Annotated in this window: 10 protein-coding genes and 1 tRNA gene; 6 read left to right on the forward strand and 5 right to left on the reverse strand. The window is 40.5% G+C overall.

Going from position 1 to position 11,385, the window contains the following annotated elements; translation table 11 throughout:
* The first annotated feature begins 50 nt into the window (after positions 1 to 50).
* The 4 genes from Q0192_RS03365 to Q0192_RS03380 all read left to right on the forward strand — a co-directional run bounded on the left by Q0192_RS03365 (position 51) and on the right by Q0192_RS03380 (position 4,641).
* Positions 51 to 272, forward strand: a complete 222-nt coding sequence (locus Q0192_RS03365) for a PspC family transcriptional regulator (protein WP_299286076.1) — start codon at positions 51 to 53, stop codon at positions 270 to 272.
* A gap of 163 nt (positions 273 to 435) precedes the next feature.
* Complete coding sequence (locus Q0192_RS03370) at positions 436 to 3,060, forward strand: DNA translocase FtsK (protein WP_299286079.1); 2,625 nt, start codon at positions 436 to 438, stop codon at positions 3,058 to 3,060.
* 4 nt (positions 3,061 to 3,064) lie between these two features.
* The gene (locus Q0192_RS03375) at positions 3,065 to 3,751 is read left to right on the forward strand and encodes an outer membrane lipoprotein carrier protein LolA (protein ID WP_299286082.1); all 687 of its coding nucleotides are present in this window, start codon (positions 3,065 to 3,067) and stop codon (positions 3,749 to 3,751) included.
* A gap of 128 nt (positions 3,752 to 3,879) precedes the next feature.
* Entirely contained in the window at positions 3,880 to 4,641 is a 762-nt protein-coding gene (locus Q0192_RS03380; RefSeq protein WP_299286085.1) for an MBL fold metallo-hydrolase, read from the forward strand.
* An 11-nt stretch (positions 4,642 to 4,652) separates the two neighbouring features.
* Here the strand turns inward: Q0192_RS03380 and Q0192_RS03385 are convergent.
* The 4 genes from Q0192_RS03385 to Q0192_RS03400 form a co-directional block, all read right to left on the reverse strand.
* Positions 4,653 to 4,736: transfer RNA gene (locus Q0192_RS03385), tRNA-Leu, on the reverse strand.
* Positions 4,737 to 4,859: 123 nt separating this feature from the next.
* Positions 4,860 to 5,366: a hypothetical protein gene (locus Q0192_RS03390; protein ID WP_299286088.1), complete on the reverse strand. Its 507-nt coding sequence runs from the start codon at positions 5,364 to 5,366 to the stop codon at positions 4,860 to 4,862.
* Between the two features lie 161 nt (positions 5,367 to 5,527).
* On the reverse strand, positions 5,528 to 6,247 hold the full coding sequence (locus Q0192_RS03395; RefSeq protein ID WP_299286091.1) for a PIG-L family deacetylase: 720 nt from the start codon (positions 6,245 to 6,247) through the stop codon (positions 5,528 to 5,530).
* Between the two features lie 3 nt (positions 6,248 to 6,250).
* Entirely contained in the window at positions 6,251 to 7,924 is a 1,674-nt protein-coding gene (locus Q0192_RS03400) for a carbamoyltransferase C-terminal domain-containing protein (protein ID WP_299286093.1), read from the reverse strand.
* 280 nt (positions 7,925 to 8,204) lie between these two features.
* On the opposite strand from Q0192_RS03400, the gene Q0192_RS03405 reads away from it, so the two are divergent.
* Both Q0192_RS03405 and galB read left to right on the forward strand, forming a co-directional pair.
* Positions 8,205 to 8,615, forward strand: a complete 411-nt coding sequence (locus Q0192_RS03405) for an EVE domain-containing protein (protein WP_299286096.1) — start codon at positions 8,205 to 8,207, stop codon at positions 8,613 to 8,615.
* Positions 8,616 to 8,657: 42 nt separating this feature from the next.
* Positions 8,658 to 11,075 (forward strand): beta-galactosidase GalB, encoded by a 2,418-nt coding sequence (galB, locus tag Q0192_RS03410; protein ID WP_299286099.1) that lies wholly within the window; start codon positions 8,658 to 8,660, stop codon positions 11,073 to 11,075.
* Between the two features lie 170 nt (positions 11,076 to 11,245).
* On the opposite strand, the gene Q0192_RS03415 is transcribed toward galB, so the two are convergent.
* Positions 11,246 to 11,385 (reverse strand): tyrosine-type recombinase/integrase (locus Q0192_RS03415; protein ID WP_299286102.1); only part of this gene is annotated, 140 nt, incomplete at its 5' end.

Here is an 11,385-nt window from a genome sequence, read left to right on the forward strand (position 1 = left end):
ACGATGTTTGGCCTGCGGGATTGGAAACAAACTTTTAAAAACAAGCTGATATGCTGCAACGTATTTTAACCTTTTTTGAAAGATATTCTTTTGGTGTTTGCACTTATTTGGGCGAGCGTTTCCACGTTTCTATCGGCAAGATCAGGCTTTTTTTCATTTATGTTTCTTTTATCGCCGTTGGTTTGCCGCTTATTTTTTACTTTTTTGCCGGCATCGTATTAGATTTCCGAAACTACATTAAACGGGCCGGCTCCGGCGTTACCGATCTTTAATCAAATCTTAATTAATTTTCTTTCGTAAAAGAAGCATGGTAAAATTTGTGCCGAAACCCGTGCTTGCCAACAAGTTTTAAGAAGTTAATTAAAACTAAAACGCAGATGATTCTTGCCATCAATATAAGTAACTTTGTTGTTCAAATTAATCTTTTTTGTGTAAATGCCTCCAAAAGGAAATCAGTTCAAGTCTAACCAAATCAAGGAAGAAAATAAGTCCGGGGCGGCTTATATGTTCCCCAAAACTAAAAAAGCCAAGCCCGAGCTTCCTTCGTTTGATTTGCAGGACGGTCGGATTGCTAAAATTATAGGACTGTTTTTCCTGATCATTTGCCTGTACTTTCTCATCGCCTTTACTTCCTACCTGTTTACCTGGCAAGACGACCAGAGCTACGTGCTTGAATCAAACGGCGGCTGGGGCAATTTTTGGAAAACCCCGCAGGAACTGATGGACAGCGGCGTTACCAATCCAGTGGTGCAAAACTGGCTGGGCAAGCTGGGCGCTTTGCTTTCGCACCAGTTTATTTACGAATGGTTTGGCATTGCGTCCTTCATTTTTATTGTGGTTTTTTTGGTAATTGGTTATCGTTTGCTGTTTAAAGTACGCTTGTTTTCCATCAGCAAAACTTTGGGCTATGCTTTTTTTAGCATCCTTTTTTTCTCGGTTGCCATTGGTTTTTTTCATGGGATGATCACTGATTATCCGCATTTTTTGGAAGGTGAATTTGGCTTCTGGACGAACCGTTTGCTGGAAATTCAAATTGGTGCCGCAGGTGTTGCCGGTTTGCTGGTTTTTGCCGCCCTCACTTTCCTGATCGTTGTTTATAATATAGATTTTAAATTGCCGAAACGAAAACTAAAAGCAACTTTGGCAGAAACTGAAGCGGCTGAAGCAGGCGAGGAGCCAATTATTCCAGCTTCGCACTTTGCGCATAACGCACCGATAAGTCCGCTTAATATTGTTCCGGATGACGAACCTGCTGTTCCGCCAACCAAGTACGCCCAAAATTACCCGGTAAAAACAGTATTGCCCGAGACCGAACCAAATGACAGCGTTGAATTTAACATCGCCCCAAAACGGACGGAAGCTGTAAACCTGCCAAAAATTATCCCGCTGACGGAAGTTTTTAAACCGGTTGTTTTAACGCCGGAACCGGTTTTGGAAATTGCAGACGAACCGGAAGAAATTGAAGAAGAAACGGCTGCCGAACCTGTTTTTACGGTTGCAAAACCAACGGTAGAAACAACAGCCAACAAACTGGTAGAAGAATTTGGCTTGTATGATCCGGAACTGGATTTGTCATCTTACAAAAAACCAACTTTGGAACTGTTGGAGAATTACGGGCCAAGTAAAATCCAAATCAACAACGAAGAACTGGAAGCCAACAAAGACAAAATTGTTGAAACGCTGAACCATTACAATATTGAGATTGATAAGATCAAAGCAACCGTTGGCCCAACCGTAACTTTGTATGAAATTATCCCTGCGCCTGGCGTCCGTATTTCCAAAATTAAAAACCTAGAAGATGATATTGCTTTGAGTTTGGCCGCTTTGGGCATCCGTATTATTGCACCAATGCCCGGCAAAGGGACCATTGGAATTGAAGTGCCAAACTTGCATCCGGAAATGGTTTCAATGCGGTCCATTCTTGCAACCGAAAAGTTCCAAAACAATACAATGGATTTGCCGATTGCTTTGGGTAAAACCATTTCCAACGAGGTTTATATTGCTGACCTGGCCAAAATGCCGCACTTGCTGGTTGCTGGTGCAACGGGTCAGGGTAAATCGGTTGGCATCAACGCCATCCTGGTTTCGCTTTTGTACAGCAAACATCCTTCGCAATTAAAATTTGTGTTGGTTGACCCGAAGAAAGTGGAGTTGACGTTGTTCAAAAAAATCGAACGCCACTTTTTGGCCAAACTGCCGGACGAAGCCGATGCAATTATTACCGATACAAAAAAAGTTATCAACACGCTGAATTCGCTTTGTATTGAGATGGACCAGCGTTACGATCTGTTGAAAGATGCACAAGTTCGTAACTTAAAAGAATACAATTTAAAATTCATCAACCGGAAATTGGTGCCGACTGACGGACACCGTTTTTTACCTTTCATCGTTTTGATTGTGGATGAGTTTGCTGATTTGATGATGACGGCCGGCAAAGAAGTGGAAACACCAATTGCCCGTTTGGCACAATTGGCGCGTGCGGTAGGCATCCATTTGGTGATTGCCACGCAAAGGCCTTCGGTCAACATTATTACCGGAACGATTAAAGCGAACTTTCCGGCGCGATTGGCTTTCCGGGTTTTATCAAAAATTGATTCCAGGACGATTTTGGATGCAGGCGGCGCTGATCAGTTAATAGGTCGCGGCGATATGCTTTTGTCAACAGGAAACGACCTGATCCGTTTGCAATGTGCATTTGTGGATACGCCGGAAGTGGAACGGGTTTCTGATTTTATCGGCAATCAGCGTGGTTATCCTTCGGCATTTATGCTGCCCGAATTTGTGGGCGAAGGCGGCGAAAGTACAGCCAAAGAGTTTGATGCCAGCGACCGTGATCCGCTTTTTGAAGAAGCTGCCCGGTTAATTGTGATGCACCAGCAAGGCTCGACTTCGCTTATTCAACGGAAATTAAAATTGGGTTATAACCGTGCAGGCAGGATTATTGATCAGTTGGAGGCGGCAGGCGTGGTTGGCCCGTTTGAAGGCAGCAAGGCACGCGAAGTTTTGCTGCCCGATGATTATGCGCTGGAACAATTTATTACAAACATCAATTCAAAATAAATTAATGAGGATAAAAAGAGTATGCCTTTGTTTGCTGGTTTTGCTGATGGCAATTTCAGTTTGCAAAGCACAAACAGACCCAAAGGCAAAAGCAATTTTAAGTGCGGTAAGCAAAAAATACCAGTCGTTTTCAGCGATTAAATCAGATTTTAGTTATGTTTTGGATAACCCGCAGGAAAACATCAAAAGCTTTAAACAAAGCGGAACGATCATCGCCAACCCAAAAACCAACAAGTTCAGGATAACCATTTACGAACTTTTGGGTGGTAAAAAAAGCATTGGCCAGGAAATCATCAGCGACGGAAAAACGCAGTGGACGTATGCTAAAAAAGACAATGAAGTGCAGGTTAACGACGCGGACAACAAGTCGCAAACGCTAAACCCGGCGCAAATTTTTACGATTTACGAAAAAGGCTACAAGTATTTATTTTCTGGCGAAGTGAAACAGCAAGGCGTAATTTATCAACAGATCGAACTGACGCCGACCGACAGCAAGAAACCTTTTTTTAAGATCCGGTTGTTGGTCAACAAAGCAAAATCCAGCATTTACAGTGCGGTTATTTTCGATAAAAACGGAAGCCGTTACACTTACTTGTTAACTTCACCTGCAACAGATTACAAAGGAACGGACACGATTTTCGGCTTCAACAAAAAAAATTATCCGGGTGTGGAAGTGGTAGATTTGCGTTAAAAGGTTTTATCTTTAGCCGGAGCAATGCTTCTTTTAGCACCATATTTTTGGTGGATGCAAAGCTAAAATTGTTAATTACTACAGGTCATTTTCATCAATTTCAAAATAATCACTATTAAAATTTTAACGTGCGCATTACTTTTTTAGGAACTGGAACATCACAAGGCGTACCTATGATAGCTTGCGGATGTGCGGTTTGTACTTCTGATGACCCGCGCGACACACATTTGCGTTCCTCTATTTTAATTGAAGAAAACGGAAAGAATGTGGTTATTGATTCTGGTCCTGATTTTCGTTACCAAATGTTGCGGGCCAAAGTAAAACACTTGGAAGCCGTAGTTTTTACGCACGAACACAAAGACCATATTGCCGGTTTAGACGATATTCGCGCGTTTAATTATTTCCAAAACTCAGCGATTGATGTTTATGCTGATTTGCGCGTTCAGGCTGCTTTAAAACGTGAATTTTCTTATATTTTTAGTGATTACCAATATCCCGGAATACCCCAAATTAATTTAAAAACCATTGGCCTTGAACCTTTTACGGCTGCCGGCATTCCTTTTATCCCGATTGAAGTGATGCACTATAAGTTGCCGGTGCTTGGTTTTCGCATCCACAATTTCACTTACATTACCGATGCAAAAACAGTGTCCGAAAAAGAAACGGAGAAAATAAAAGGAAGCAAAATTTTAGTGCTGAATGGCTTGCAAAAGGAAAAACACATTTCGCATTTTACTTTTGCCGAAGCCATTGCATTTGCACAAAAAATAGGGGCGGAGATGACTTATTTTACGCACATCAGTCATCGTTTGGGCAAGTACGAAGATGTTTCTCAAGAGCTGCCTGAAAATATCAGGTTGGCTTATGACGGTTTGCAGTTAGAACTGTAAGTTGGATTGAGTGCCCGGAAGCGGATTTGAACCGCTACATCCTTTCGGACGCCACCCCCTCAAAGTGGTGCGTCTACCAATTTCGCCACCCGGGCTTTTGTTTAATTTAACAGTTCCAAATATAGCTTATTTTTAATTTTTTGCTGTGCCTTTTGCTAATTTTTTAGTGGTAAAAACAGTATCGGCAAAACAACTTATCAAAAAAATTTCAGCTTAAATTATCTGGCAGAATCTACTTGTGTAAGTTCTTTGTTGAGGTAAAAAGTTTTTTGTATGTAAGAATAAACACCACGCTTATTTTTAATTGGATAACGAGTTTTTAAAATCCAACCAATTTGTTGGCCTTTATAAGTGGTTATATAATCAATTAAATTATCACTTGCAGTTGTCAATTCTTTAGATAATCGGTAACTGTCTTTTTTGGCCTGCGTTAGTGCGGCAGTGGTTTTCATTTTTGCGATCCTTGCATCAATGCGCTTTCCTTCAATTTTCAAACTATCTACTTTACGCAATAAGTTTTTGTACAATTTGGTATTTTCAAAAGGACTTCTTAAAGCTTTAATCGGGTTAAATTTAAAACTTGCAGCATTACTTGTATTCTTTGTATGATTGAAAAGATAAGATCCAACTAATCCTTCTGCCTTTTTTTGTTCGGTTTGTGCTTGTACGGATACTATAAATATCAACAAGAATACAAATAAACAATATGCTTCTTTTACTGCCATAAATTTAAGCGGCTATCATCAATGTACAACTACCTTTTTAAATCAAATTGTACTATATTCTGTTGATGATTTTAATAACTTATCAAATTAAATAAGCTGTCTTTCTAAATATGTTTTAAAGTCCAACTCCAATTTTATACCGATAAAAACAGTATTGCCGATTAGTTTAAAAGTGATTTCAACAAGTTAATATTGTCAGCTTCACCCCACAATCTTTCGCCGTTTAAAGCATTTTGATGCGCTATAATTTCGGCACAAATTTCTTCATCAACCTGACTTTTGTATAAATGGATAGCTTGGTTTTTGTCAATTGTATATTGATCCAAATCAGAGATGAAACTATTCAACTTTGCATCTAACCTTTTTGCTAAATTGTCAACATGGAATTTTATTTCATCCAAAGTAATGCGGTTTGCATAAGGCAAATCTTCAAAAAAAACAACTTTTATTTTTGGATAAACTTGTATCACCGCTTCCAAACAAAGTACATGGTCAATGTGGTTTCCAAGGGCAAGCGGGCAAAACAACAAACCATCTACTTGTTGCAGTAAATGGTTTTTCAATTGTTCGATCAGTTCCAGTTCGTTTTCATTAAACGGATGAAACTGATGGATATAATTGTTGCGTAAAGGCGCATCCAACAATTCTAAGTTGGTAACTTTAATGGCCGAACCTAAGTATTGGTTAAAAGCTGCATCTTCTTGTTTGCGCAAAGCACTTACCACTTCAATATCTTTCGATACAAAAACGCCTGTCCATTTTGTGATGGTAAAACAATTAATCAAATCAACAGAAACGTGATTGCTGATGAGCTTGGAAATAGTACAAGTTAAGCCGAAAGCTGCATCGTCAATATGCGGCGACAAAATATATGTTTTCAAAACTTAAACTTTATAACTTGATAATTGCAACGGATTGATTACTTCTGTTTTCTTGGAAATAATGTATGGCGGAACAACTAAATGATGGATTGCATTTTTGGAGAAACAATTTAAAGCATCGGTCAAAGTTTCGACCATCGTCTCATTTTTGCCGTTAAAAGAAGTATTGGCGATGATGCCAACGCCGGTTTTTTCTTTAAAGTTTTTGATCAAACTGTAAATAAATTCGTTGTCGTCTTTAATCACGGTTTGTATCCTTGCGCTATGGTCAACATGTTCAATAGTTGGAAATTTATCAATGTATTTTTTGTTTAAAAAAGCGGTGAACAACATAAAAGGTGTGCGGCCTTTAAAATCAAAATATTCGCTTACGTCTTCTTCCAATACAAAAGGTGCAATCGGCCTAAACCATTCTCGGCCTTTGATAAAAGTATTGATCCAAAATTTGTTGACGGCATAACGTGTATCGGCCACAATACTACGGTTGCCTAATGCACGCGGCCCAAACTCGCTGTTGCTTTGGAATACGCAAAGTATCTTTCCCCAGTAAATATGGTTGGCGCAAGTTTCAATCAAATCTTCCGGTTTTTCGATGCTTAGTTCCGGATAGTTTTTCACCAATTCGGTTATTTCTTCCAACTTTACATCAGGCCCTAAATAATCAAAACGCCAATCGTATTCGTTTTTAATTTTGAAACATTCTACCGCACCGTAAATGGCACAACCTACCGAAGTGCCGCCATCGTGTGGTGCCGGCGGAATAAAAAGATCGTAACCTTGTTCCAAAACTTTGGTATTGGCCACACAATTTAAGGCACAACCACCGGCATAAGCAATGTTTTTAGTTCCGGTTTTTTCACTTAACCACAATGCTATTTTTATCAATGCTTTTTCAAAAACATCTTGTGCCTTGGCTGCCAAATCTGCTTTTTCCTGGAACGTTTTGATCTCGTCTTTGAAGTTGTATTCGGTAGATTTGAATAGTTCCTGCCATGCTTTCGGAATAAAAACTTCGCCATCTTGTACATCCAATTCAGGCAAATCCAAAGCATCCAAGTTACCATAAGCCGCCAATCCCATCACTTTGCCTTCGTTGCCTTCGCCTTTAAACAAACATTCGGTCAGCTTGTAATAAAAATTGCCCAAACCTTGCGGGTTTTCCGGGTCGCGGTCGTGCAATTGTTTTCCAATACAAGTAATTTCACCAGCGTGGCAATAGTAATAAGATGCCACTTCAAACAAACCCGTTTTGCCTTCTTTTCCCGGATAATCATATTTGATATGTTCAACCGGGCTTCCAACCGAATCAATGATCATTACGGCACAAGTTTCAAAACCACTTGGCGGATAAGCACTGTACAAATGCGAGTAATGGTGCGAAATTTCGACAATTCTTGCGTTCGGTTTCAAATCCAAAACCGTCCGCAACTCTTCGTGATATTCTTCTTTGCGTTCTATTTCATTATCGGCACTCCAACATTCAACCACCAAATCAAAAGGGCGGTTCATGGCGGCAATGTGTTCTTTATACAACTTCATATCGCCCAGCCGACCCCAATGGTGTTTGCGTTTGGTGAGGCGTTCTTTGTGGATGGATACCACGTGTTTGCCGCCATCAAAAATAGAAATAGTGCCGTCTTGTGTTCTGTTGATACCTAAAATAGAAGGTTGGTCCATGTGATTGTGCTGTTGGTTTTTTAATTTACAATTGCTTATTAAGTTTTTATCCAAACAAAAGTTTGCCGAATATGAGCAATAAGAAATAATTTATACCGATAAGATTTAAATTTTTTTGATTTTGATAGGAGCGGAGAAAGGGGAGCGAGGACGTGGAAACCTTATCTTTTAAAACTTGAAACCTGATTTTGCCCTTAGTTTGCGGATTTTGATTAATTTGCCGACACCAAATTTTATGCGGTAAAAACAGTATTACCCATAGCAAAACAACAGCAAAAACATGAATTATTTTTTGGTAAAATCGGAGCCGAACAAATACAGTTGGGAAAAACTGAACGAAGACAAATGCACTTTTTGGGACGGCGTGCGCAACTATCAGGCGCGTAACAACTTGAAAGCCATGCAAAAAGGCGATTTGGTTTTGTTTTATCACAGCAATGAAGACAAGGCCGTGGTAGGCATTGCAAAAGTGGTAAAAGAGTTTTATCAGGACCCAACCACGACAGACCCAAATTGGGTTGTAGTGGATTTGGAACCGTTCGAAAGCTTAAAAAAACCGGTTACTTTGGCCGAAATAAAAGCCGACAAGCAGTTAGAAAACATCAGCTTGGTGCGGCAGGGCAGGCTATCCGTAATGCCGCTGAAGGCCGAAGAGTTTGACCGCATTGTGGCGATGGGCAATGAAATTTAAAAAACAGGAGTTGTTTAGCGTACCAATTATAATAAACCGAATATGAAAAAAATTTCCTTGTGCCTGTTCGTTTTGCTGCTTGCCGGGTTCATTTCTGCAAAGGCACAATCGGACAGGAATCGAATTGATTTTGACCAGAACTGGACTTTTAATTTGGGCGATGTTGCCAACGCACATCATGCTGATTTTAACGATGCTGGCTGGCGAAAGCTGAACCTGCCGCACGATTGGAGCATTGAAGGAAAATTTGCCAAAGAAAACCCAGCCACACCTGAAGGCGGCGCTTTGCCAGGCGGAATTGGCTGGTACCGCAAAACTTTTACCCTGCCGGAATCTTCCAAAGGAAAAATTATCTCTATTGATTTTGACGGCGTTTACCAGAAAAGCCAGGTTTGGATCAACGGGCATTTGCTGGGTTTTCGCCCCAATGGTTACATTTCTTTCCGGTATAATTTAACGCCGTACTTGTTTTATGGCACCAAAAAGAACGTGATTGCGGTTAAAGTTGATAATTCCGTCCAGCCCAATTCGCGCTGGTATTCCGGCTCAGGTATTTATCGCAATGTTTGGCTAATTATCAATAATAAACTTGCGGTTGACCATTGGGGAACATTTGTAACGACGCCAAAAGTTAGCGGTCAATCAGCAACCATCAGTTTAAAAACTTTGGTTAGAAATTACACCGACAAACCACAAAATGCTGTTTTAACCACTATTATTTATGATGCTTCCGGCAAAATTGTAACGATCAAAACAATTCCGGGCCTCACCATAAAAGATACGATAAAAGAAGTATCACAGGATTTTACCATCAGCAATCCAAACTTGTGGTCGGTTGACCATCCAAACTTGTACAAAATTGTATCCAAAGTAACGGATGAACAATCCGTTTCTGATACTTATGAAACACCTTTTGGCATTCGTTATTTTAACTTTGATGCAGATAAAGGCTTTTCTTTGAACGGAAAGCACCTAAAGATTTTGGGTGTTTGTGATCACCATGATTTAGGAAGTTTGGGCGCGGCATTAAACACACGCGCCTTGGAACGTCAATTGGAAATTTTGAAAGCAATGGGCGTAAACGGCATCCGTACTTCGCACAATCCGCCTGCCCCGGAATTGTTGGACTTATGCGACAAAATGGGTTTTGTGGTGATGGACGAAGCTTTTGATTGCTGGGAAGTGCAAAAAGCGAAATACGATTACCATTTGTATTTTAAAGAATGGCATAAAAAAGATTTACAAGATCAAATTCTGCGCGACCGAAACCATCCAAGTGTGATGATTTGGAGCATTGGCAACGAGATACCGCAACAAAGCGATACAAGTGCGTTGCGTATTGCACCGGAACTTGCTGCAATTGTACATAGTTTGGATACAACCCGGCCAATTACTACGGCCAACGACCGGCCCGATATTTCCAACAAAATCATTAAATCCGGTGCAATTGATTTAATTGGATACAATTACCACGAGTATGATTATGCTAAATTCCACGACCGCTTTCCGGGCAAAAAGTTCATTGCAACGGAAACCACTTCCGGTTTGGAAACACGCGGATATTACGATATGCCATCGGATAGCATCCGCGTTTGGCCTTCCAGATATGATAAACCTTTTACCGATGGCAATCCCGGCAATACGGTTTCTGCTTATGATAATGTCCGTCCGGCCTGGGGTTCTACCCACGAAATGACCTGGAAAGTGATGAAAAAATACGATTTCCTTTCGGGCATGTTTGTTTGGACAGGTTTTGATTATCTCGGCGAACCAACGCCGTACACCTGGCCGTCGCGAAGTTCATATTTTGGCATTGTAGATTTGGCCGGTTTCCCCAAAGATATTTATTACATGTACCAAAGCGAGTGGACGGATAAAACTGTGCTGCACATCTTTCCGCATTGGAACTGGCCGGCCGGAAAAACGGTTGATGTTTGGGCTTTTTATAACCATGCAGACGAAGTGGAACTGTTTTTAAATGGAAAATCTTTAGGTGTAAAAAAGAAAACAGGAGATGACTTGCATGTAATGTGGCGCGTAAAATATCAGCCGGGAACTTTAAAAGCAATCTCCAGAAAAGATGGAAAAATAGTTTTAACAAGTGAAATAAAAACCGCCGGAAAACCAGCAAAAATCCAATTAACGGCAGACCGTTCTTTAATCAAAGCAGATGGCAAAGATTTGTCTTTTATCACTGCCAAAATTTTGGACAAAGACGGCAATGTTGTTCCTGAAGCCGATAACTTGTTAAAATTTAACATTAACGGCGAAGCTTTTATTGCAAGTGTGGATAACGGCGATCCGGTCAGTCATGATCCGTTCAAAGCGGATTACCGGAAAGCTTTTCATGGTTTGGCTTTGGCCATTGTACAATCCAACGGCAAAGCCGGAAAGGTGAGTTTTACGGCGACTGCTGCCGGTTTGCCTGCGGCTACAATTGCATTGCAAACTTCCAAGTAAAAACCGAATTCAAGAAATATTAAAAAACAGATAAACGGGTTAAAACCCATTTTTACAAAACTGGCCGAGCCTACGGCTCTTGCAAAATTTGGAAGGTGTAGAGGCAGAGCCTCGGTACATTTTGTAGCAACGGGTTTAAACCCGTTGATTTTATATTGATAAAAGAAGCATCAACTTCTTGGATGATATTGCACAATCGTTTCCCGTAAATATTCGCGGTCTAAATGTGTGTAAATTTCGTTGGTGGTAATGCTTTCGTGGCCAAGCATATCTTGCACGGCGCGCAAATCGGCACCGCCTTCAATTAAAT

This window comes from uncultured Mucilaginibacter sp. (genome assembly GCF_937859865.1).
Lineage (GTDB): Bacteria > Bacteroidota > Bacteroidia > Sphingobacteriales > Sphingobacteriaceae > Mucilaginibacter_A.

Coding starts and splice junctions, on each gene's coding strand:
- Q0192_RS03365 (WP_299286076.1), top strand. CDS start 51: ATGCTGCAACGTATTTTAACCTTTTTTGAAAGATATTCTTTTGGTGTT.
- Q0192_RS03370 (WP_299286079.1), top strand. CDS start 436: ATGCCTCCAAAAGGAAATCAGTTCAAGTCTAACCAAATCAAGGAAGAA.
- Q0192_RS03375 (WP_299286082.1), top strand. CDS start 3,065: ATGAGGATAAAAAGAGTATGCCTTTGTTTGCTGGTTTTGCTGATGGCA.
- Q0192_RS03390 (WP_299286088.1), bottom strand. CDS start 5,366: ATGGCAGTAAAAGAAGCATATTGTTTATTTGTATTCTTGTTGATATTT.
- Q0192_RS03400 (WP_299286093.1), bottom strand. CDS start 7,924: ATGGACCAACCTTCTATTTTAGGTATCAACAGAACACAAGACGGCACT.
- Q0192_RS03405 (WP_299286096.1), top strand. CDS start 8,205: ATGAATTATTTTTTGGTAAAATCGGAGCCGAACAAATACAGTTGGGAA.
- galB (WP_299286099.1), top strand. CDS start 8,658: ATGAAAAAAATTTCCTTGTGCCTGTTCGTTTTGCTGCTTGCCGGGTTC.